This is a genomic window from Streptomyces sp. CLCI03 (assembly GCF_053615355.1).
The window spans coordinates 8,320,372-8,341,959 of sequence record NZ_CM132132.1 but is presented as its reverse complement, the minus strand read 5'-3'; the positions used below and the strand labels follow the sequence as shown (position 1 = coordinate 8,341,959).

Below are 21,588 nucleotides of genomic sequence, written 5' to 3'. Positions count from 1 at the left end.
GAAGGTGGCGTCGTCAGTCGCCGTTGAAGTCGAGATACCGGTGAGCCTTGCGCTCGACTTGAACAGTCAGAGCAAGGATCTTGTGCACCGCCTCGGCTTCTTCGGCGGCTGAGCCGTCCACCAAGGCCCGCAGTTCGGGGATGAGCACTCTGAGCTGCGACCGATTGAACACCGCGTCGTCGCATGGATCGACGCATGCGGCTTCTTTTGGAGGTACCCCTATTCACAGCACCGCGGCGTGCTGGCGGGTGGGCCCAGCGGACGGTGGAGCCAACATTGACCTCCCAGGTGATCAAGCCCTTGGCATCCGCCTCGGCTGCGCGTCGGCACCTGCGGCCGGTCCGACTTGATTACCTGCGGCAGCAACGGCTCAAGCCGGGCCCACTGATTCGCCTCAGGCCCTAGATGATGTTGTGCAAGAAGAACGGGTGGGGGCAGTTGGCTCATTTGCCGTCATCGCCGGGCTTCCACCCCTCGCATGCGACGCAGATCAGGCAGTTGATGTTGTCCAGGCCGGTCACCAGCCCAGCGCGCTCCAGGCGGGACCGGGCCCTTTCATGCACCTCATCCAAATGGCTCTGAAACTGCTCCAGGTCGTCCGCGTTCTCCTTGAGTGCTCGCTTCTGATCTTCGGTCAGGTCGGTGTTGACACCCACTGTCCAGCCTCCCTTGACAAGAGGGTGCTTCTTTCCAATCCCATTGTCGTTCGGGCAGGGTGGCCGGGCATCCGGGACAATATTCGATCGCGGTCAACTATTTCCCCGAGACCGCCGCGCTCGGCGATCCAGACGCCATGCTGGGCCTCGTCAAGCAGGCACTTGAGCGTGGTGATGCGTCTGGTGTCGAACGCTGGGCGCCGGTGATCGTTGCACAGGACGAGACCTTTCCCGATCACGGCGCTGGGCCTGGCCTTCTGGGACTGTGGTGACCTGGAGCGCGCCATGCAGGTGCTCCTGCGCGCCGAGGAGCTGGGTGACGGGTACGCGATGGAATACCGGGCGCAGATCCTGCATGTCCGGGGCCGGCACGAGGAAGCCGATGCGCTGCGAGCTCGGGCTGCGAGGGCCGAGCGGATGCTCTGAGGTGCAGAGCGCGGCGAGCGGGCTGCGGCATCCACCCGAGCGAACTGTCCCATGGACGCTCAACTCGCCCATTTAGGCGCTCAGTCGCATTGTTGTGACTGGGTGCTGCACATGGCCCCTGAGCGTTCCAGTTGGTTCTGACCGCTCTTCCGTGATGGCTACGCCTGCCGGAGGATGCGGGCTCCGAGCAGGGCGAATGAGGCTCTGCCGTATATCTGGCGCTTGATCGTTTCGATCCTGTTGACGTGACCTTCGACGAGGCCGGAGCTGCAGGGCAGGGTGAGGCCGGCGGTAACGGCGTGGAGGTCCTGTCGGATGGTCCTTGTTCCGGTAGCGCCGGGCCTTCTTGCGGTCCAGATGTAGTCGGCGGCCGATGGCGTTCAGCGACATGCCGGTGGCGGCATGCTCGTTGACCTCAGCGTGGCGTCGCCGGATCCGGTCCAGGAGCGGAGTGTTTGGTGTGGCCAACGGCGGGCTCACCTCTGGTCCGGCTGGCCGTCGGAGGCAGTCACGGTGCCGGCGGCAGGTCTTCTCCACCGCCGTCGAGAGGTTCTGGAGCAGGTGCCGGCGATCTGCCACCTCCAGCGCGTCGGGGGCGGCCTGCCTGATGGCCCTGGTGAATGCCATCAAGCGGTCCCCGCAGATGATCTCGGCGCCGGGATGCTCCCGGAGCCATGCGGCGACCGTGCCAGTCTCACGATCGGGCAACACGTCCACCGGCCTGGAGGACTCGACGTCGACGAGCACGGTGCCGTAGGTCCGGCCTTTGCGGAACGCGAACTCGTCGATTCCAAGTACCCGCGGGGCATGGGTCGGCTCGGTCAGGCCGGCCACCTGTTCCACGTATGTCCGGCGCCGGCACTGGCTCTGATCACAGAAAGACCGACGCACGCGGAGACGGACCATCACTTGACGGCCCCCGGCGGGCAGTCCGGCAACGTAACGCCCGTACCGGCTGTGAACGCGTGCCGCGGGATGCTGACACAGGGGACAAGACCCTGGCGGTCCGCAGCACGCCGCGTCGACCATGATGCTGTCATCCACGACCGTGGCTTGGCTCACTACGATGTTCAGGCCCGGGAAGAGTACGTCTTCAAGCGTTTCCATCCCCATGGCGAGGTCATCGCTATGCCTCTGCCCCATGCGTGCGGCACCTGGGCTGCGAGGCAGTTCCGTCTGCTGCGGATGATCGTGGCTGACTGCGGATCTGGGTCACGCTCACTGGCGGTGCCTGACCGGTTCTCCGAGCAGGTCGGTCAGCTCGGCCTCGACGGCGGCGAGCAGTGTCGGTCCCCAGACGGTCAGTGTCTGTTCCCACGGGTGTCCGAACGTGCCCAGGCGCAGGTCGTGCGTAACGTTGAGGTAGTAGTCGCCGTTGGGGTACGTGCCCTCGCCGGGCCGGGGCGGGCGTCCCGGGAGGTCGGTGCGGCGGGGGTCGTAGCGGTAGCCGTCGTGCTGCCAGTCCAGCCAGTACACGAACTCCCCCGGCTCGGTGGCGGCGAGCAGTCCGCGGCTGACGATCGCGTCCAGCTCCGCCGGCAGGTTCGGGACGAGGCTGTGGTGGGAGTGCAGGTTCCACACGGCTGAAGGTGAGGGGTCCGTGATCGTGGGCCGGTACGTCATGCTCGGCTTGAAGTCGAAGTCCGCGTAGAAGCGGTCCCACAGCGGGCCGTCGTCGTGGAGCCAGTCGAGGAATTGTGCGGGGCGCGTCGTTTCGGGGGCGCCCGGCGGGCTCCAATGGTAGGAGCGGACGGTGGTGGCTTCGCTGAACCCTGCCTCCAGGAGCCGCGCGCGCAGGGGTCCGTCGGCCTCCGCGAGGAGGGCCCTGCCCGACCAGAGCCCGCGCCATCTGTCGGTGCAGGCCTTGATGAAATCCGCGTCGTCGCGGGTCAGACCTCCCACGACGGCGAAGGTGCCCCTTTCTTCGGGGTGCACCCAGCCGACGGCGACGACGAGGCCGTCCTCCAGCAGGACCTCGATGCGCACGTCACCGTCTTCCGAAGCGCCGTCCGCGATCATCTCCGCGTAGGGCACCGCGTGGGGTCCCGGGGACCCGACGGCGACCTTCCACGCCCGCCCGGCCTGATCCCGCACGCCGTACAGGTTGTGCACCCCCTGCCGGGGCGGCTCCGCCGGACGCTCCGCCGCCTCTGCGGGCGGGGTGTCGCGCTCCTCGTCGGGCAGGGGGCCGACGATCAGCACGGAACGCTCCCAGCCCGCGGTGAATCCCGCTGCCGTCAGTGCCCGATCCAGGCCCGGCGAGTCGTGCCCGTAGACCTTCCACTCCACCGGCTCACCGCGTTCCGCGAACGCCCCCTGCTGGACGCGCACCAGCCCGGCGATGTCCGTCCCGGGTACGAGGGGGGAGTGCTCGACGGTGCCGTGCGTCCCGTAGTGCCGGCGCACGACCGAACCCTGAGCGTCGATCACCACCCCGACCGGATGCCACGCGGGCACCCGGCCCCGCTGCCTGTTCCACTCCGCCCACCGCTCGCACAATTCCATGATCGGAGCCTAAAGGGGCCGAAAGATACTCCAGCGACCGGGCTCTGGACGGCCGTATCGGGGCGCGGGCTGCCGGGCTGGACGAGGGCCGTCCCTCTGGCGTGGTCATCACGGATGGGTGTTCAGAACCTTCCAGTTGGCCGGTGTTCGCGTCTTGGAAGGCCTGTCGACAAGCAGCCGCCCCGGCGCCCCCATTGTCATAGGCTCCACGTACGGTCTGCGCATGCTTGATCACAGACCCCCTTTGTCATCGGTATCCGAATTCACGACCTGGGAGCCCGTTCTGCGGCTCATGCTGGCCGGCGACACAGATCGGCGTGCCGCCCGGCCGGCGCGTGTCGCAGGGCGCATCAGCCAGTACGGCATGAGCCTTGCGTACCGGGGATCCATGTCATCGACAGCGGCCGCCGCGGTGGAGGACATTCAGCGGGCGCTCGCGCGCGGCGGAGTCCAGGAGATCGCGTTCAGGGCGGAGGCCCAGCCGGACGGTCGGACCACGCTCGGCCTGGTCTGGCCGAGCCCGGTCGTGGAACCGGCTCTCGGCTACCCGGATCTGGGAGTGCTCGTTCTGGTCGAGGGCTCCCCCGCCGAGCCCTGGCTCCGCCGTCCCGATCCGGTGCCTGGAGCGGTGACGGCGCCATCGGCGGATCCGGAATTGCTGGAGCGGACGCTGCGCGATCTTCTGCCCGGCGCCGTCGGAGCGACGGAGGACGAGATCGCCGCCGCCGAAGCGCGCCTTGGCGTCACGCTGTCCGATGAGCTCAAGGTGCTGTACCGGGTGACACGGGTGTACGGCAGCGCCGACGAGTTCGATCTCGAGGAGGCGGACCGGGCCGGGGATGCGGTCGGCTGCGAGCTCTCCAGCCTGGAGCACCTGAACAGCGTCGACGCGGCAGTGCGCAACCCCGGCTGGGGTTACGGCGCGACGCGTGCGGTCAGCAGGGCGCCCGACGTCGCGGTGCAGGGTCTGGCCGGCTCTCCTGGCTGGATCGGCTTCGGGAGCAACGGCGGCGACGAATTCGCCGTCGACCTGACCCCTGGCCCCGCCGGCTACTTCGGGCAGATCATCCTGGTCAGCCACGAGCAGAGCCTCGGTGCCGACCTCGTGGCCGATTCCCTCACCGATTTCGTCCTGGGCCGGATGCGGGAAGAACCCCGTGACCGCCGCGCAGACGAGCCTTCCGCCGCGGCCAAGGTCGGCACCGGATGCCTTGGGACCATCCAGGCCGCCGCCCATCCCGCCCTGGAGGTCCTGTCCATCGGCGCCTGGGACGGCACACCCTTCAGCCTCGCGCCCGTCGCCGGACTACCCCGCCTGCGCACACTGACCGCCATGCCCGGCACACTGGCCGACCCCCTGGAGATCGCTGAACTCACCGCACTGGAGTTCCTGGAAATCGGCGCGCAGGAATGGCGCGTCCTCCTGGACGCCGGAGCCGTACCGCGCACCCTGAAGGCGGCAGCCATCCAGGTGCGGAATCAGGATCACCTGCCCGTCGTCGGCCTCGCGAACGAGATCCTGGCCCTCTGGGACCGGCCCAAGATCGTACAAACGCTCCTCGCGGGAGACCTCGGCCCTCCGGCCTAACTCCCACGGGCACCCAGTGAGTGATCCCTTCGAGGTCCTACGGCCGCTGCCTGTCCGCATCCGGCCCCTACTCGGCGAGACCGCCGACACCTACATCTGCCGCCTGGCCGGCGCGAACCACCTCAAGCGCAGCCACCTCCACTGCTTCATCGCCGGTCCCAGGCTGTGGTTCGGGAAACCTCGCCTGGGCCGCCTGCTGTTCTCGCCGGACGCACCCGAGACGACCTCCAACGTTGTTTCACCGATCCAAGCCTCCTCCTCCGCCGCCCGCAGTCGGGGAAGGAGCAAGACGGCGATGCCATCCGGTCGGAACTGTTCTTCCGCGTTCAGCAAGATGCCGAGAGGGGGCTCAGCGTCCGCATCCTTGCCGAACGCCACGGCGTCTCCCTTCGCACCATTCGGCGGGCCCTCGACGCGCCCCGTCTGGATCGTTTGTTGAGGTCAACTGTCCTCTGACAGGTGATGTTTGACCGCTGCTGCGTTCCTGTTCCCCCGTCCCGGCCAGCGGCCGGCGCTCGGTGAGTTGCGGTGGGATCAGTGGTTGCGGAGCGGTGCCCAGGGGTCAGGGAGGGGAACGCTCGGGTCATCACCCTCGGTGGACAGTCCGACGTAGGCGCGTAGGGCAGGGCGGGTACCGGGGAGGCCGTACTGAGTGAATGGCTCGTGGAGGTCGGAGCCGAACGGCACGGGCTGGAAGTCCGCGGCGGTCAGCAGCTCGGCCAAGACCCTCAGCAACTCCCGGCGCCCAGGGGAGAGCTCGGCGAACACCGGTACGGTGTCCGCGGGGTCGAACAGGGCTTCCAGCAGGTTCCCGGCGCTGACCGCCAGCGGGCGGGGCACGACTCCGGTCTCCTCGATACGAGGCAGGACCCGGACGATCTCCAGAAGGACGCCGTCCGGGTCCTCGGCGGCGCCCATCAGGTGCAGCAGGCTGCGGACGGTGTAGCTGTGCAGGTCGCCCCCGTGGTGGGCGGTGGCGGTCTCGAGGGCCGGTCCGGCGCCGAAGGCCGCCAACTCGGTGGCGATGCGCTGCGCCGGCGGTAGGCCGGGCGCGGTGGCCGGGTGTGCGACCAGCAAGCGGGTCAGGGCCGTGGCGGCGGCCCAGCGCGGCAAGGGGTGCTCGTCGTCGAGGTAGTGCCGGAGCTGGCCGTCCGGGTCGTGGTCGGCGATCAGTCCGACCGAGACGAGGACCGTGGCGACGCAGACTGGGTCCCGCTCGCCGTCGAGGCAGGCCAGCAATGGGAGCAGGGTGGCGTCGGCCTCCTCAGGGAACCAGCCGAGGAGGTACGCGGTCTTGGTACGGATCTCCAGGTCCTGGTCGTCGAGGGTTTCGAGCAGGACAGGAAGCTGGGCACGGACCGCGTCATAGGAGCGCAGTGCGCCTTCGCGGGCGTCGACGGGGTGCCCCGCCGCACAGTACGCCCGTCCCTCACACAGGTTTTTCAGCCGCTCCTCGTCGGTCTCGGCGGCGATCTTCTCGTCGTACCAGCGCAGATTCTCTTCGGGGCTGATGGCTGCGGCGCGCCACGCGGCGGTATCAATCCCGAGCGGGAGGTCGTACTCGTCGTGCCAATCAATGGCCAGACGGGTCAGCAGCAGCAGCGCGCCGGCGCGGGCGCCGACCGGTCCCGCGACAGCGATTCGGGTGAGGAACGGCACGGCGTACGGAGAGGCCGAGTACCGGGTGCCCTGGTGGAAGATGTTGCCGAACAGGCTGCGGAAGGCGCTCTCCCGGGCCTCCTCGTCCAGCCCGCACACCGTCCGGAGCTGGCCGGGCACGTCCTCGGCGCTGCCGTAGGCGTGCCCCAGTGCTGCCCAGTCAATGTCGTCGAGCCCTGCCAGTAGATCGTCGGATCGCTTCATGATCCATATGCTCGCAGGGACCGCTGACACCGATCCCGCAGGCAAGCTGTCTCCTTGAGCCCAGCGGTCAAACTCACCTGTCAATCGATCAAGATCGCCTGTCAAAGGACACAGTGATCGCGGCAGGGACGACGGCAGCGTGTCAGCGGGCTGTCGGTGAGCTGTTCGGGTCCTGTCGATGCGGCGCGTGGTGGTGACGTCGTCGTCGGGCAGGAACACCGAAGAGCCGGACGCGGCGAACCGGATCGGCAGGCGGGGTGCCTTGTTCAGGTAAGGCTCGTCGCTGAACCTGTCTTGCGGCCCGAGCCTGAGAGACGTAGTGGGCGGCGCGCCTCGACCTGACGGTGGCGGGGTGGACAGGTAAGGCGGTGCGGGACCTCGGTGGGAGCGCCGCCGTGAGAAGAGCAGGCGCCATGGGCGCGGGACCTCAAGGTTTGTGGCTGACAGATCATCCGGGACGTGCTTATGATGCCGGTGATGAACAACTTCCCCTCCTTCGGATTGGGGGAATCGTCCGCGCAAGGTGAGTGCTGATGGCAACTCACTTCGCGGAACCGATTCCCGCCCGCCTTCTGATGTGGCAGCGCGTACGCGACTACGCCGTGCCACCGTCCATGATTGAGAACGCGGCCACGCGCCGTGCGGCTGGTGACTGGGCGGGGGCCTGCGCCGCCGCCCGGATCGACGTCGATCTCGATCTGCGCGCCGTGCGCGATCGCCACGGCACTGACCTCACCACCCACCTCCGGGCCGATCTGCGTCGACTGGCGCCGGATCTGCTGCGCTGGAACATGCCCCGAATCGCCCCCGACGGGCGGCTCCGGCCCGGCCTCACCCTTTCGCTTGCCCGCTACGGCGCCCCCGGCACTGCGGCACCACAGCTCGTCGTACGGACACCGCCCGCCTGGGCGGACGCGGGCCAGCGGATGTCCCTGGCGCTCTGGGAGGAATCTCGGGACGGCGCACCCGCGCACCATCCACACCCCCACCCCGACCGGCGTTTCCGTCTCGACCTGCACCGCCACCTCTGGGACGCCACGCGCAGCGCCGAACTGGCACACAGGTGCGGCGCGGACGCACCGTACCGGCCCGCCGACGACGATCCCTCGTGGCCACCGGACCACTGGGCCGACGAGGCAGAACTGCTCCTGCAGGCCGATGGCCGTCCTCGCGGGGCCCTCACCGTGCGGCTCGGTACGCGCAGCCACTTCGTGCTCGAACTCGTCGCCCCCGACGACAGCCATGCCCCGGTACTCCGGCCGGTACGGGAGTTTCTGTCGCCGCAGCAGATCGCGGCGCTCCCGGTGCTTCCGGAGGCCGCTGTTCGGATGGCTCCGGACGTGGAGTTGCTGCGGGCCGGCCTGGTCCGTGCCGAACGGCTGCACCCGCTGGTCGCGGCAGCGCTGTCCGCCCCAGGATTCGCGGGTCCCGCCTCCGGTCCGGTGGCGCTGCCGGGCCCCGGAAAGCCGGCGGACGACTCGGCGCCCGGGCCCGCGGATCATCATCGGGTCGAGTGCATGGGGATGATCCACCGGATCGCGTTGCGGAACGGGACGCTGACGGCGGTCGACCACGATCCGGCCCAACTGGCTCGTGAGGAACTCCTCATGGCGCTCGGAGGGCCCGGACTCCCCTGTCTGAGAGCGATCGACACGGTGCACCGCAGCCCTGAGGCGCTGCCCGCCGTCCGTGAGCGGCTCGGCCACGGCGACGTGACCGGGGCGCTGGCCGTGGTCGAAGGGCTCCTCGGCCCCGGCGCCGTCCTGCGCGAAGGACCCCTGCGGGAAGCCCTGGAAGCGGCGGTGGCCGGCCGCCTCGTCCACGGGCTCTTCCGCTCGGGGCTGGTACCGGTACACCCCGCCGCGGCTGCGACCAGGGGCACGGGCTACCGGCCACGTCTCGACCGCCGTCTGCCGCGGGAGTTGCGTCGCAAGCTGGGCAGCCGTGCCCGGCCCCGGAACGGCCTGCAGCGCTGAACCGCGCCCCCGTCGGCTCCACGGCCTCGTCCGAAGCTCCCCGTACCTGACTCACACCGGCAACCGACCGGACCGGGCCCGACGCCGGCCACCGCACGCGACCCCCGCACGTACTGCGCGTACCGCCCGTACCGCCCGTACGACGCCCACGCTGCCGTACGGCGCTGTACGCCGCTGAACCACGACATCCAGGACGGCCCGCCGTCCCCGAAGACACCCAGGTGATGCCCATGACCTCCAGCACCATCCTCTCCGTGCCCGTGCCCATGCCGCTCCCGGCAGGCCGCACACAGTTCTCCCTCGCCGAAGACCTCCTGACCCTCCTGCGGACGACCACGACCGAGTCGCGCCCCGACGAACAGTTGGAGGCGCTCGCCCTGGCCGTCGCGGCAGACCTGCCCGTACTGCTCTGGGGCGAGCCCGGCATCGGCAAGACGGCCGCACTGACCCAACTCGCGGCCTCCCTCGATCTGCCGCTGACGACCGTGATCGCCAGCGTCCACGAGCCGACCGACTTCTCCGGACTGCCCATCGTGGGCGATGACCCGGCAGCGAACGGCGTGCCCATGGCACCTCCGCAGTGGGCCGTGGAGCTGGTGCGCGCCGGGCGGGGGCTGCTCTTTCTCGACGAGCTGTCGACCGCCACGCCTGCCGTCCAGGCCGCACTGCTACGGGTCGTCCTGGAGCGGAAGGTCGGCGCGCTGCAACTACCCGCCGGCGTACGGATCGTGGCTGCCGCCAACCCGCGTGCGTCGGCCGCGGACGGCTGGGAGCTGAGCCCGCCGCTGGCGAACCGGTTCGTGCACCTGTACTGGGTGCACGACCGCGACGTGGTGGTGCGCGGTCTCGGCGGGGTCTGGCCGCGCGCCGAACTGCCCCGGCTCGACCCGGCGGGACTGCCGGAGGCGGTGGCGTTCGCCCGCCGCGCGGTGTGCGGCTTCCTGAACGCCCGGCCGACGCTGATCCACCGGCTCCCGACCACCGAGACCCGGCGCGGTGGTGCCTGGCCCTCGCCTCGCAGCTGGGAGGCCGCGATGACGTTGCTCGCCTTCGGCACGGCGGCTTCCGTCTCCCGGGACGTGCTGGCACTGCTGGTCCGAGGTGCGGTCGGGGATGGGCCCGGCCTCGAACTGCTCGCCCACATCGACCGTATGGAGCTGCCCGACCCGGACCTGCTCCTCGCCGACCCGGCCTCCGCCGACCTGCCCGAGCGCGGTGACCTGCGCCAGGCCACGCTGGAAGCGGTGGTCGCCGCCGTCGGGGCGCGCCCGGAGCGGGAGCGCTGGGAGGCAGGCTGGGCAGTGCTGGTTCGGGCACTGGAGACCGGCGCACCGGATCTGCTGGTCGCCCCGGCGAAGGCACTGGCCGCGCTGCGGCGCGACGGATGGGAGGTCCCGGAGACGGTGGAGCGCCTCGCGGCGGTGGTCGGCCTCGCCCGGCGGGCGGAGAACTCGGTGGCCCGTACCGCGGCTGCCGCCGGCGCCAAGAGCGCAGCGGGTGGGCGCCGATGACCGGGGCCGTGAAGCAGCCGCGGCCGCGCCCGCTGCCGCGCCCGATGGCCCCGCCCCCGCCGCCGCGGCCGCTGCAACCCTCAGTTCCCGGACCACCGCCCGGCCCCGTGGTCGCGCTGGACATGGACAAGTTGCTGGCCGCCCGGCTGCACGCGGTCGCCGTCCGTCCCTACCTCGCCGGCGCGCTCTTCGCCCTCCATGTGGTGGAGGACCGGTCGGTGCCGACCATGGCGGTGGACGCGTACTGGCGCTGCTACGTCTCCCCGTCCTTCGTGTCGCGCACGCCACTGGAGGAGCTGGCGGGCGTCTGGGTGCACGAGGTCTCCCACCTGCTGCGGGACCATCACGAACGCAGCACGCGGTACGCCCGGGAGCAGGGGGAACAAGGGCCGGGGCAGCGGCTGCGGCAGAACGTCGCGGCCGACTTCGAGATCAACGACGACATCTACGGCGACGGCCTGACGAGGCCGGCCGGGGCAGTGGTTCCGGAGATGCTGGGCCTGCCCGACGGGCTGCTCATGGAGGAATACCTGGGGCGGTCCTCGATGGCGGGCCGCACACCTCGGCTGGCCTGGCTGGACTGCGGCAGCGGCGCCGACGGACACGCGCGGCCCTGGGAGCTGGGGCCCGAAGGAGCACACGCTCTGAGCCGGCAACAACGCGACGCGGTGCGGTTCCGGGTGGCTGAGGCGATCACCGGTCGGCCGGGGGACGCTCCGGAGGGATGGCGGCGTTGGGCGGACGAGGCGTTCCACCCGCCGCAACCATGGCGGCAGTTGCTCGGCGCGGCGGTCCGCGCGGCCGCGGGCGCCCCCGGGGCGGGCGAGGACCACACCTACCGGCGCCCCTCCCGCCGCTCTGCCGGCGTCCCAGGCGTCGTCCTGCCGAGCCTGCGCCGGATGCCGCCCCGGGTCTGCGTCGTGATCGACACCTCCGGATCCGTGAGCGATGCCGAGCTGGGCGGAGCGCTGCTGGAGGTGGCGGCGATCTCACGGGCGGTGGGCGGGCGACGCGACCTGGTTTCGGTGATCTCCTGCGACGCGGCAGCGGGTGTCGCCGTACCGCTGTGCCGGGCCGAGAACCTCGAACTGATCGGCGGCGGCGGTACGGACCTGCGGTCCGGCTTCGCCCGTGCGCTCCGCTCCCGTCCCCGCCCGGACGTGATCGTCGCCCTGACGGACGGACAGACGCCTTGGCCCTCCGCGCAGCCGCCCTGCCGCACGGTCGTCGGCCTCTTTCCTCGTGGTCGCCGCGCCGTGAGCGAGGACGATCCGGACTACGTCCCTGACGTGCCGCCCACGTGGGCCCGCGTCGTCACCATCGGCTGAGCGAGGCGACGCGGACGCCCGTCTGCCCGACAGCTGTCGCAGCAGGCTTGGCTCCAGGAGCCGTCCTGCCCGCTGCAGCAGCTCGGGCAGCGGCTGAGCCGAAGACGTCGTCGAGGGGTGGGCGGGACGGTCCGTGAACCGGCCCCTAGCGACGGGGAGCGTCATTCCGAGCAAGCGATATTCGGAGGGCTACGGCATCGGCGAGCCGTAGGGTTGGCGCGCCACGACAGCCTGGTAGCAAGGGAGAAGCGTGCGGGACGAGGAACATGTGGGGTGGGAACGGCACTTCCCGGTCCGGTATCTCCTGGTGCGGGAGGACATCGACGGTGAGGAGGAGGGCGAGCTGTGGGGGCGGTGCGCGGAGGTCGAGGGCCTGTTCATGGACGCGCCTCCGTTGCCGCGAGAGGTCCTGACGCTGCGCGGCTGTCCGCGTGAGAGTCTGCTGGTCCAGGCCGTGGCGGACAGCGCCGAACCGGTGCGGCTGCTGGGGGACGGAATGCTCTCGATCGAGCCTGTGGATCCCTCGAACGACGGGCCGCCCCGCTTCTGGGACCTGGAGGACACGGCGGTCCTGGCCCAGTGGCCCACGCCTGGCGATCCCGGGCGCGTGGACATCGTCGTGGGCACCGGCGTCAGGGAGGACGACTGTTGGGGCGGCAAGCGGCTGCCTTCGAGTCCGCGGTTCGACCTGTGGTTCTCCTCGATCGGAGGGGACAGCCCAGCGGGCAGTTGCCGTTCCATCGACGGCCTTTTCACCCCGCGCCCGCGGCGACCCACCGAGCCCGTGCACCTGATCGGCTGCGAACCCGCCGCACCGCTTCTGGCCCTGCTGTCTCGTCCCCTTCCGCAGAAGGGCGACCCGATCACGCTCTGGCGCCTCGATCGCCACGGCCGGGCGATGACCGGGTACCGCCTCGACCTGGACATCGTCGAGGCACGCCCGTCCGTCCTCGGCGGAGCCCACCTCGGTGGCCTGTCCTACTTCGAGGTGACCGCGAACCTCTTGCGCGAGAAGGGCGTCACCGTCGTGCTCCGGTGAGGGAGGCGACGGACAATCCCGGACCCCTTGAAGACAGCGCCTGGCCTGGAGAAGGAACGCAGTGGGGCAACGGCCGGGCCATCAGGGCCCGGTCGTGTCGTCTCCCGGTGCCCGGCTGGTGCTACGGGCTTCGAGGTAGGCGGTCCAGTCGGTGGCGGCGCGGCGGCGCCTTTGCTGGGCATTGTGGCGAACGCTCGGGGCCGGCGACGGCTACGCGCCGGGCGGTGGGTTCTGCCTGGTTGGGACGGATGTTGGCCAGGGTGTGTGCGAGGCGCTTGTCGGTCTCGTAAGGCGGCGCGGTCACATCCTTTGCCGACGACGCGCAACCGTTCCGCCGTCCTTCCCGTCCCACCATGCAGGAGCGAGCAACTCCGATGACGACCAGGGGGAAATATGAAATTCACCCGTTCCGTCCTTACCACCACCGCATGCGCCGCCCTGGCTCTGGGGGCCACGACCGCGCTGGCGGCGCCCGCCAGCGCCGCACCCAACACCACCCCGCAGAAGGTCTGCGGAAGCGCCTACAAGACCGTGAACTCGGCCCCCGTCGGCTCGCTGGGCACCGTCTACCTGACGTACAACGCCTCGAACGGCAAGAACTGCGTCGCGACCATCCGCAACAACCCGGGTGCCGCCGTGGACATGGCGCTCTGGATCGAAGTTCCCGAAACCTGGGAGCGGGGCGAGGACTACGGCCGGTACACGTCGTACGCGGGCCCGGCCTACGTGTACGGCAAGGGCCACTGCGTCGACTGGGGCGGGGGCATCAGCAACGTGCACGTGCAGGTGTACAACTCCAACTGTGGCGCGCTCAAGGAACACCGGGTCACCGAGGTCCGCTGACCCGATCGCCTCCTGACCGCGACGTGCTGTGCCGTCGTGGTCCGGCTCGCCCCGGCAGACTCGCCGAGTTCTGCCGGGGCGAGGGCGCGTCCGGCCACCTCCTTCGGGTGCGCGGCCGTCCGGTCGGCGCGCCGCCGCAACCGGGGCACCCCGCGACTGCGTGGACAGGCACTCCGACAGGTCCTTCGGATCGTGCCGTACGGGCCTCAGGAACGGAACCCGATGATCCCGTACCCGGACCCGCGCGGCACCCGGCGCAGCCAGCCGATCACCTGGGCGACCGCCGCGGCCACTTCCCGGTCCGGGGCGGGGGCGAGCCCGAGGCGTTCGCCCTCCTCGAACTGGTCCAGCGCCCGCTCGCAATCCTCGGGCGACCACTCACCGCAACCCGGGATGTCCGTGTACGGCAGGCCGGCGGGCAGGCCGCCGTACTGGAAGTCCGCCACGGAGACGGCGGTGACGTTCACGGCACGCAGCCCCTCGTCCACCGTCGACAGCCAGTCGCCCCGGTAGGGCGAGAAGCAGTCGTTGTCGAGGAAGGGTCCGCCCATCGCGCAGATCCGCCGGTACGCGTAGCCGTACTGGAAGGCGTGGCCCGCCTCCGCGCTGAACGGCCCTCCGTTCACCACTGCCTCCAGCGCCTCGGAGGCAGTGGGGGCTCCGGCGGCTATCTGATCCCCGAACCAGGTGTCGTCCTCGACCAGTTCGGCGGCGTACTCGGAGCGCACGGCCTTGAGGAACCCCTTGTCCCCCGACGCGACCCACCCCCGTGTGCGCTCGGTTTCCAGCAGATACAGACTCAACGCGGTGCTCATGGCCCGATCCTAGGCTCCGCCACCGACAGCGACCGACGCGAGTCCGAAGGGGCACCGGCTGCCGGAGCTCCGTACGTGGTGTCATTCGGGGCGGCTGAAGCGGTGGGCCGCCCAGAGGAGGGCTGCTGTGCCGGTTGCCAGGAGGACGCCGGCTTCCAGGAGGAGTGGGGGGCTCCAGCCGAACCATTCGATGCCGGTCGGCGCCGCTCCCTCGGGCAGCCGCAACGCGATGGTGCGGCGGAGCAGGTCCACTCCGTAGGCGAGCGGGTTGACGGCGGCCAGTGCGTTGGCCCAGCCCGGGAGGTTCTGGAGCGGGAAGAAGCCTCCCGAGAGGAACAACAGCGGCATCATCACCACGCCCAGCATCATGTGGAACACCTCGGGCCGCTGGAGGGTCACGGCCAGGGCGAGGGAGAGGGCGGTGAGGGTGAAGGAGGCCAGGATCATGCCGGCGAGGAGCAGCGACAGGAGGAGCGGATCGTAGGGCAGGCCGACGGCGCCGGCCAGAGCGAGCAGGACGGCGCCCTGGGTCGCGGCCACCGCAGTGCCGCCGGCGCAGCTGCCGAGGAGCAGGGTGGAGCGTCGTACGGGGGCCATCAGGAGTTCGCGCAGGTAGCCGCTCTGCCGGTCGGTGATCAGGCGGACACCGACCACGATGGCCGGGCCCTGGACCGTCATCATCAGCATGCCGGGGAAGAGGTAGGTCTGGTAGCCGACCCCGAGCGAGGAGTTGGGGATCAGGGCGGCCAGGCCGCCGCCGAGGATGAAGAGGTAGAGCACCGGTTGGATGAGCATCAGGGCGGTGTGTGTGCGTTGCGCGGACAGGCGTAGCAGATCGCGGTGGACCAGGGCGTGGATCGCGCGCAGTTCGCGGCGCAGGCCGTTGCCTGTCGGCTGATGGGTGCCGTCGGGGGTGTCCGAGGAGTCCGTGGCGTGGAGGGCGGGTGTGGTGGTCACGGGCTCTCCTCGGGTCGGGGGGTGGTTGCGGGCGCGAGGGGCCGGGTCGTGTGCATGCTGCGGCCGGTGTGGTGGAAGAAGACGTCGTCGAGTGTCGGAGGGGTCGCGGAAGCCGCGTGTACGGGGATGCCGCGGGAGCCGAGGGCCTCGCACAGGCGGGGGATCCAGGAGCTGCCGTCGGGTACGCGGAGGGTGATCCCCTCAGCGTCCAGGTCGATGGGTGTGCCCGGGGGTGCGGTGCGGCGTACGACCTGGTGGGCCGCCTGGTCGTCGCCGGTGCGGAGCACCACGCGGTCGTCGCCGATCTCGGCCTTCAGGGAGCCGGGCGTGCCTTGTGCCACCAGACGGCCGCTGTCGATGATGGCGAGGCGATCGCAGTTCTCCGCCTCCTCCAGGTAGTGGGTGGTGACGAAGAGCGTGGTGCCCTGACGCTCGCGCAGTGCGCGCAGGTACTCCCAGACCTGGGCGCGGGCGTGGGGGTCGAGCCCGGTGGTCGGTTCGTCGAGGAACAGGATCCGCGGCGCGTGCAGCAGGCCGCGGGCCAGTTCGAGGCGGCGTCGCATGCCGCCGGACAGGGTGCGTACGGGCGAGCGTCGCCGGTCGGTCAGTCCGACCGCTTCCAGCGTCTCCGTGGCGCGTCGGCGGGCGTCGCCGCGGCTGAGCCCGTACAGGCGTGCGTGGATGTGCAGGTTCTGCTCGGCCGTCAGGTCCGGGTCCAGGGCGCTGTGCTGGAAGAGCATGCCGACCTGGCGTCGGATCAGGTCCGGTCGGTCGAGGACGTCGACACCGGCCACGGTCGCCCTTCCGGAGGTGGGGCGGGCGAGGGCGCACAGCAGGGCGATGGTGGTGGACTTGCCCGCGCCGTTGGGGCCGAGGAAGGCGAAGGTCTCGCCTTGGAACACGTCCAGGTCCACGCCTCGAAGGGCGTGCGTCGTGGTGTTGTCGGGGCCCGGGTAGCTCTTCACCAGACCGCGCGTGCTGATGGCGTACACCGGATCCGGGGGGGTCTCGGTCGTGGTCGCTCCCGTGGTTGTGGCGCCGGCCGTCAGGAGCGTCGCCCGGGTGGGGGCTCCGTCACCGGAATGTGTCTGCATGGTGAGGTCCTCGTCTGCGGCTCCGGTCGGCGGGTTCGGGCACCTGCGCACCGGCCGGGGGCTGCCCGAGGGCGGCCCCCGGCCGGATTTCGTCTAGCCGTTGTCAGGTCAGCCGTTGCAGGTGTTGCCCACACAGACCGTCAGGATGATGGTCAGGATGCCGGCGCACTGGCAGGTGCCGTCGAACGGGATTCCGTCGACGCCGACCGGGTCGGTCTCCGAGAGGGCGTGGAGGTGGGCGAGGAGCTCGAGGTCGTGGTTCTCCATGACATTCTCCTTCTCTTCGAGGCGGCGGCAGGGTTCCTGCCGCTCAACCCGGCTGCTGGATCATCCAGTGCCGGGGGTCCATGTGGCGGATCCGCAGGAGGAACGCGAGGATTCCTGCGGATCCGTCGCTCCAGCTCGTCGAGACGTCCCCGTACTCGTTGGGGAAGACGACGTGGCTGTCGCGGTGGGCCCGTTCGGAGACGATGAGACGGGCCAGGTCTGCGGCCATCGCGCGGTAGACGGGGCGCCCCGTGGCCGTGGCCATGTCGAGGAGGAAGTCGCCGTTGCCCGCGAGTCCGTGGCATTGGGTGAGGGGGGCGCGGGTGGCGCGCTCCAGGACGGCCTGTGCCGCGTGGTGGGCGAGCTCGCCGAACCGGTCGTCGCCGGTGGTCCGCCACAGCCGGAGCAGGAAGGAACCGATGCCTGCCGAGCCGTGGCACCAGTACGGGGCCGTGGGCGCGTCCGTGGCCTGGGCCGGCCACTGGGCCGCCTCGCCGACCATCACGACGTTGGCCGTCATGTACTCCCCTGCGGCGACGGCCAGGTCCAGGTGTTCCTGGCGCTTGGACACGGCCGCTGCGGCGAGGAGGAAGCAACCGATGCCGGCCGTTCCGTGCGCGAAGCCGAGGTAGCGTTTGCCGGCCTCCTTGGAAACCGCCTCCGCGGGAACGGGCCAGCTCACGCCGGACGGCTCGTGCCGAGCGGCGGCGGCCAACCGGTCGGCCGCGTCGACGACGAGTTCGGCGAAGCGCGGGTCGCCGGTGCGCTGCCACAGGTGGGCGGCGGCGAGTCCGCTGCCCGCGGAGCCGTGGGTGATGTCGTGGCTGGCCGTCGGTTCCTGCGGGGCCAGGGCCAGGGCCGTGGCGTGGCCCATGAGGGCCTCGTCGCCGATGGCACGTCCTGCGTCGTAGAGCGCCCAGGCGGTGCCGCGGCCACCGAAGTGCAGGCCGGGGCGTATGGAACGGGTGTCCGTGCGGGCCACGATCCAGTGGCCGGCGGCGGAGATCAGCTCCGGCAGGCGCGAGTCGCGTGTGAGCTCGAAGTACCGTGCGAGGACGGCCAGGACCCCGGCCGCGCCCTGCTGCACCGTACAGGGGTCGGCTTCCCCCGCCATGGTGGAGACGGGCCACAGCCGCCCCGCGTCCTGCGGGGTCATCGATTCGACGAGGTGGTCCACCGTCCGCGCGACCACCTCGTCCGTCGTGTCGTGCCACGGCTGCGTGCGCGCCGCGCCGGAGGCGGGGCGGTTCGGGAACGCCCGCTTCGTGCGGCGCAGGGCTGCGCTCGCCTTGGCCGGGTCCCATCGATCGGCCGGATCGTCCCTCATCAGCCCGAGGATCACCTCGCTCAGGCCGTCGGGGAGCGGGAGTGCACCGTCGCACGCGGCCAGCCACTCGGCGAGCCGCTGCTCGGGGGCCCTGGTCGCGGGCTCCTCGGGCAGCAGGTGCGGGACCGTCCCGATGAGGACGAAGCACAGGGTGGCGCCGAGACTGTAGTAGTCGGCCGTCGCTGAGACGGGTGCGTCCGTCAGCCGTTCCGGGGCGCTGAAGCCGGGGGTTCCGACCTTCGTCGGCAGGGCTTCTGCCTCGTCGTCGTCGAGGACGGCGAGCTCCAGGTCGATGAGGCGCAAGGCACCGTCCGGCCGCACCATGATGTTTCCGGGCGTGAAGTCCCTCAGGACGCACCCGTGGGCGTGGGCCGATGCCATGAGGTCCACGAGGCGGCCGGCCTGTGCGAGGGCGTCGGCGCGGTACCGCTCGCTTCCGACATCGCGGAAGTGCTCGGCGACCCAGTTGCGCAGGGAGATGCCCGGGATTTCCTCCTGAGCCAGGAACAGGTGTCCGCCGTGCTCGAACATGGCCAGCAGTTCCGGTGTCAGGCCGGTGCCGTGGAGCTTCTCCAGCGTTCGGGCCTCGGCGCGCAGCCAGTCGCGGACGTCGCGGCCGGATGCGTCGGCGTCGACGTGCGGCCGTGCCTCCTTGATGACGACGGGTGCGCCTGTGGTGACGTCCGAACCTCGGTAGACGCCGCCCTTGTTCGTGTGGCGGATCGCCTCCCGTACCGAGAAGCGACCGCCCAGCAGGACCGGTCCGCTCGGCGACTTCTCGGCACGCGGTGGAAGCGGTACCGAAGGGGGGAAGGGACTGACCGCCCAGGAGGGTGGGGAGTACCGACCGAGGCGCTCGTCTTCCACCGGGTTGCCCTCAGGGTCCTCGATGTACCACACCATCAGCCCGTCCTCGGCCAGCCGCCGCCGGGCGACGAACGCGCCGTAGCGGTAGTGCACCAGGCTGTCCGCCGCGTAGGGCTGGTCCGACAGGATCCGGGGGCCGGCCAGCCCCTGTGTCGCCCTGTGAAGTTCCAGAGCGATGCGGGCCGCATCGGTGTCCGAGTTCGGGTATACGGTGATGAACTTGCCCGCGCTCCCCCGTGGCGTGCCGCGGGAGTTGAGCGCGCTGACCTTCGACAGGTACCGGGTGAACTTGAACGCCGACTCCTCCCGTAGCAGCACGTCCAGGGCCTTGGCGAGGACTGTCGGTGCGGACGCGGACGTCGCCGAAACGTGCAGCTTCCAGCCCTGCTTGCGCGGCGTGGCGGACGGGGGCGTGAGGCGGCACCACGTCTCGTCCACTTCGGTGGTCCACAGCGCGCCCTCGGTGGTGGCGTCCAGCGCCTGGCGGAGCAGATCTTCGAGGTCGACTTCGGTTGCGTGGCTTGTCATGCCCGTCCCTCTCGATGGTGAGGACCGCCGACTTGAATATGCCTTGGGTAAGAAAGAACGTTATATTCCGCGCCCGGCCGGCGTCAGTCGTTGCGGCGAGCGCACGGTGTTGTTCCATTACCGACTTGCGCACACCAGCGCAGGAGGAGGGCGAAGAGGGAGCGTGAAGGGTGGGAAATCCTCCGCATGTCCGCCCGCGAGCACCACTGACGTGACCGACGCACCTTGCGCCACTGGCACACCTGCTGTATTTGGGCAACGGGAGGGAATGGAGTCGACCGGGTCGATCAGAAACGAACCGCTGCACATATCCTGCGAGACATTGAATCCCGGTGAAGCGAAAAAGCATTCTTCCTGAATTCACATTCGCCGTGAGACGCATCCACTTCTGCGGCGAATTCCATCGGCCGCTGCTTCCGCCCTACAGCTTTCCCTCGATCCGACTCCCAGTAAAGAGCCCGATTCCGCCACGTCGCCAACCAGCTACGGAGCGTGATCGTATACGTCTCCATGATTTTCGATCACGCGTCTGAGCTGCAGCCCGACAGGAACCGTGCAAGGGCCGGCGAGAGCGCGAACGCGAGCCGGATTCGACCGAAAACAGCAACCCGGTCTTTCCCGGAGTCTGATCAGGAATGCGATGGCCGCCGAGACGGGCGATGAGGAGAGGGATCTCGCGGGCGCCCACCGGCCACTCGCGAAGTCGCATGGATCGACTTGATCAACGAGCCCGCGGACAAGTGAGCTTCGGTGATGGACGAGCCGGCCGTGCCCGCGCTCACGCCGTCGCCATCGGCCGCCGAGTGCCTGGCCGGACGGGGTCCGGGGCTGGGCCGCGCGCAGGCGACCGGACGTGAACCAACCTGCCCGGTCGCGCACTTGTACGGATCTGTACGCATGGAACGCTCGCCCGGACCCGAGCCGGTCCCCGACCGACCGGCTGTGCCCGCAGGGCATCCTGTTCGTGCTCTACACCGGCATCGCCTGGCAGCAGTTGCCGGTGGAGCTGGGTCTCTGCTTCGGGCAGACCTGCCGGCGCCAACTCCGTCGCCGGCGGGAAGCCGGGGTATTCGATGCCCTGCATCGCGTACTCCTGGCCGAGTTGAACGCGGCCCGCCTGAACGACCGGACGTGCGCCTGCGGGAATGCTGCCACGTGCACGTGAAGAGTGGGGCGCCGCGCCGAACGCGTCGCTGGTCGACCCCCGCGAGACCGGCAGCAACCATCACTTGCTCAACGTCATCACCACCGCGGCCGACGTCGACGCCGTCACCCGGGCCCTCGCCCTGGTCGAGGGCATCCCACCGGTCGCCGGCCGAGTCGGCCACCCCCGCAAACGCCCCGACGCACGTCTGGGCGAGCGCATGGAGAAGCAGGGCTCACTTCTTGCAGGGGAACGTGACCTGCTCACTGCGGACGCTCTTCTTCTGGTCCGGCAGGTGGAGCGTGACGTACCCGGTCACCGCCTTGGCGTTCTTGGGCGCCGGCATGTCCACGACCTGAAGGGCGACCTTGGTGGAGGTTCCCGCGCCGAAGGCGAAGGTTCCCGGGGAGACCCGGGCCCGGTCGGCGTTCACGGTCCAGTGGTAGCGGACCGTGCCCGGCCCGGTCGCCGTGACCTTTCCGTCGAAGGCCATGGCTGCAGGAGTGCCGTTGCACTCGACGGTCTCCCCCGGCTTCAGCAGGGTGACCACTTCGACTTTGGTGACTTCACCGCCTGCTGGAGCCCGCTCGTCCCGGCGGCTGCGGCCTGCGCCACGTGGGCGGGGGCGAGGGCCACCGAGGAGGCGAGCAGCGGAGCTGCGAGGAGCATGAGGTACCGACGCCGCATCGTGCTGCCCTCCGGATGAGGAAAGCCCCCGATCTCGATACCAGGATATCGGCGGCCCGCCCGGGCGGCCCGGCAGCCGGTTGTCGGCCCCGCGAAAGGGTCAGCCCTCTCGATACGGGTGCCTCACCGAGCTCCACGTCACCGATCGGACGCAATGGGAGGTCGAG

20 protein-coding genes are annotated in these 21,588 nt (G+C 70.3%); 9 read left to right on the top strand and 11 right to left on the bottom strand.

Features of this window, described 5'->3' with window-relative positions; genetic code table 11:
- Positions 1 to 13 precede the first annotated feature (13 nt).
- Together ACWG52_RS38545 and ACWG52_RS38540 are read right to left on the bottom strand one after the other, a co-directional pair.
- A complete protein-coding gene (locus ACWG52_RS38545; protein WP_390168693.1) occupies positions 14 to 148 on the bottom strand; it encodes a hypothetical protein in 135 nt (44 codons plus the stop codon).
- Between the two features lie 295 nt (positions 149 to 443).
- Complete coding sequence (locus ACWG52_RS38540; RefSeq protein ID WP_389815819.1) at positions 444 to 656, bottom strand: hypothetical protein; 213 nt, start codon at positions 654 to 656, stop codon at positions 444 to 446.
- Between the two features lie 59 nt (positions 657 to 715).
- On the opposite strand from ACWG52_RS38540, the gene ACWG52_RS38535 reads away from it, so the two are divergent.
- Both ACWG52_RS38535 and ACWG52_RS38530 read left to right on the top strand, forming a co-directional pair.
- Positions 716 to 928: a hypothetical protein gene (locus ACWG52_RS38535; protein WP_453127361.1), complete on the top strand. Its 213-nt coding sequence runs from the start codon at positions 716 to 718 to the stop codon at positions 926 to 928.
- A gap of 13 nt (positions 929 to 941) precedes the next feature.
- On the top strand, positions 942 to 1,082 hold the full coding sequence (locus ACWG52_RS38530; protein ID WP_389815824.1) for a hypothetical protein: 141 nt from the start codon (positions 942 to 944) through the stop codon (positions 1,080 to 1,082).
- Between the two features lie 72 nt (positions 1,083 to 1,154).
- On the opposite strand, the gene ACWG52_RS38525 is transcribed toward ACWG52_RS38530, so the two are convergent.
- Together ACWG52_RS38525 and ACWG52_RS38520 are read right to left on the bottom strand one after the other, a co-directional pair.
- A complete protein-coding gene (locus ACWG52_RS38525; RefSeq protein ID WP_453129100.1) occupies positions 1,155 to 2,111 on the bottom strand; it encodes a transposase in 957 nt (318 codons plus the stop codon).
- A 189-nt stretch (positions 2,112 to 2,300) separates the two neighbouring features.
- Complete coding sequence (locus tag ACWG52_RS38520; RefSeq protein ID WP_453127358.1) at positions 2,301 to 3,587, bottom strand: DUF2716 domain-containing protein; 1,287 nt, start codon at positions 3,585 to 3,587, stop codon at positions 2,301 to 2,303.
- A gap of 223 nt (positions 3,588 to 3,810) precedes the next feature.
- Between ACWG52_RS38520 and ACWG52_RS38515 the strand changes: the two genes are divergently transcribed.
- Entirely contained in the window at positions 3,811 to 5,175 is a 1,365-nt protein-coding gene (locus ACWG52_RS38515; protein WP_390141677.1) for an SMI1/KNR4 family protein, read from the top strand.
- Positions 5,176 to 5,709: 534 nt separating this feature from the next.
- Here the strand turns inward: ACWG52_RS38515 and ACWG52_RS38510 are convergent.
- The gene (locus ACWG52_RS38510; RefSeq protein WP_453127356.1) at positions 5,710 to 7,038 is read right to left on the bottom strand and encodes a hypothetical protein; all 1,329 of its coding nucleotides are present in this window, start codon (positions 7,036 to 7,038) and stop codon (positions 5,710 to 5,712) included.
- A 533-nt stretch (positions 7,039 to 7,571) separates the two neighbouring features.
- On the opposite strand from ACWG52_RS38510, the gene ACWG52_RS38505 reads away from it, so the two are divergent.
- The 5 genes from ACWG52_RS38505 to ACWG52_RS38485 all read left to right on the top strand — a co-directional run bounded on the left by ACWG52_RS38505 (position 7,572) and on the right by ACWG52_RS38485 (position 13,735).
- Positions 7,572 to 9,014, top strand: coding sequence for a hypothetical protein (locus ACWG52_RS38505; RefSeq protein ID WP_390141655.1), 1,443 nt, complete (start codon positions 7,572 to 7,574; stop codon positions 9,012 to 9,014).
- Positions 9,015 to 9,244: 230 nt separating this feature from the next.
- Positions 9,245 to 10,525 carry an AAA family ATPase gene (locus ACWG52_RS38500; RefSeq protein WP_389815844.1) on the top strand — a complete coding sequence of 427 codons (1,281 nt, stop codon included), beginning with the start codon at positions 9,245 to 9,247 and terminating at the stop codon, positions 10,523 to 10,525.
- Between the two features lie 122 nt (positions 10,526 to 10,647).
- Entirely contained in the window at positions 10,648 to 11,853 is a 1,206-nt protein-coding gene (locus ACWG52_RS38495; protein ID WP_390141680.1) for a vWA domain-containing protein, read from the top strand.
- 250 nt (positions 11,854 to 12,103) lie between these two features.
- Positions 12,104 to 12,892, top strand: a complete 789-nt coding sequence (locus tag ACWG52_RS38490) for a hypothetical protein (protein WP_453127354.1) — start codon at positions 12,104 to 12,106, stop codon at positions 12,890 to 12,892.
- A gap of 393 nt (positions 12,893 to 13,285) precedes the next feature.
- Positions 13,286 to 13,735 carry a spore-associated protein gene (locus ACWG52_RS38485; RefSeq protein ID WP_389815850.1) on the top strand — a complete coding sequence of 150 codons (450 nt, stop codon included), beginning with the start codon at positions 13,286 to 13,288 and terminating at the stop codon, positions 13,733 to 13,735.
- A 206-nt stretch (positions 13,736 to 13,941) separates the two neighbouring features.
- Here ACWG52_RS38485 and ACWG52_RS38480 read toward each other — a convergent pair whose 3' ends face one another.
- The 5 genes from ACWG52_RS38480 to lanL all read right to left on the bottom strand — a co-directional run bounded on the left by ACWG52_RS38480 (position 13,942) and on the right by lanL (position 19,590).
- Positions 13,942 to 14,550, bottom strand: a complete 609-nt coding sequence (locus ACWG52_RS38480) for a DUF7691 family protein (protein ID WP_389815853.1) — start codon at positions 14,548 to 14,550, stop codon at positions 13,942 to 13,944.
- Between the two features lie 81 nt (positions 14,551 to 14,631).
- Positions 14,632 to 15,429 carry an ABC transporter permease gene (locus ACWG52_RS38475; protein ID WP_389815889.1) on the bottom strand — a complete coding sequence of 266 codons (798 nt, stop codon included), beginning with the start codon at positions 15,427 to 15,429 and terminating at the stop codon, positions 14,632 to 14,634.
- Between the two features lie 74 nt (positions 15,430 to 15,503).
- Positions 15,504 to 16,601 (bottom strand): ATP-binding cassette domain-containing protein, encoded by a 1,098-nt coding sequence (locus tag ACWG52_RS38470; RefSeq protein ID WP_453127352.1) that lies wholly within the window; start codon positions 16,599 to 16,601, stop codon positions 15,504 to 15,506.
- A gap of 108 nt (positions 16,602 to 16,709) precedes the next feature.
- Positions 16,710 to 16,868 (bottom strand): VenA family class IV lanthipeptide, encoded by a 159-nt coding sequence (locus ACWG52_RS38465; RefSeq protein ID WP_167745581.1) that lies wholly within the window; start codon positions 16,866 to 16,868, stop codon positions 16,710 to 16,712.
- A 43-nt stretch (positions 16,869 to 16,911) separates the two neighbouring features.
- The gene (lanL, locus tag ACWG52_RS38460) at positions 16,912 to 19,590 is read right to left on the bottom strand and encodes a class IV lanthionine synthetase LanL (RefSeq protein ID WP_390168686.1); all 2,679 of its coding nucleotides are present in this window, start codon (positions 19,588 to 19,590) and stop codon (positions 16,912 to 16,914) included.
- An 853-nt stretch (positions 19,591 to 20,443) separates the two neighbouring features.
- Here lanL and ACWG52_RS38455 point away from each other — a divergent pair.
- Positions 20,444 to 20,755, top strand: coding sequence for a transposase (locus ACWG52_RS38455; RefSeq protein WP_453127350.1), 312 nt, complete (start codon positions 20,444 to 20,446; stop codon positions 20,753 to 20,755).
- Between the two features lie 214 nt (positions 20,756 to 20,969).
- Here the strand turns inward: ACWG52_RS38455 and ACWG52_RS38450 are convergent, their stop codons facing one another.
- The gene (locus tag ACWG52_RS38450; RefSeq protein ID WP_453127349.1) at positions 20,970 to 21,284 is read right to left on the bottom strand and encodes a hypothetical protein; all 315 of its coding nucleotides are present in this window, start codon (positions 21,282 to 21,284) and stop codon (positions 20,970 to 20,972) included.
- Positions 21,285 to 21,588 lie beyond the last annotated feature (304 nt).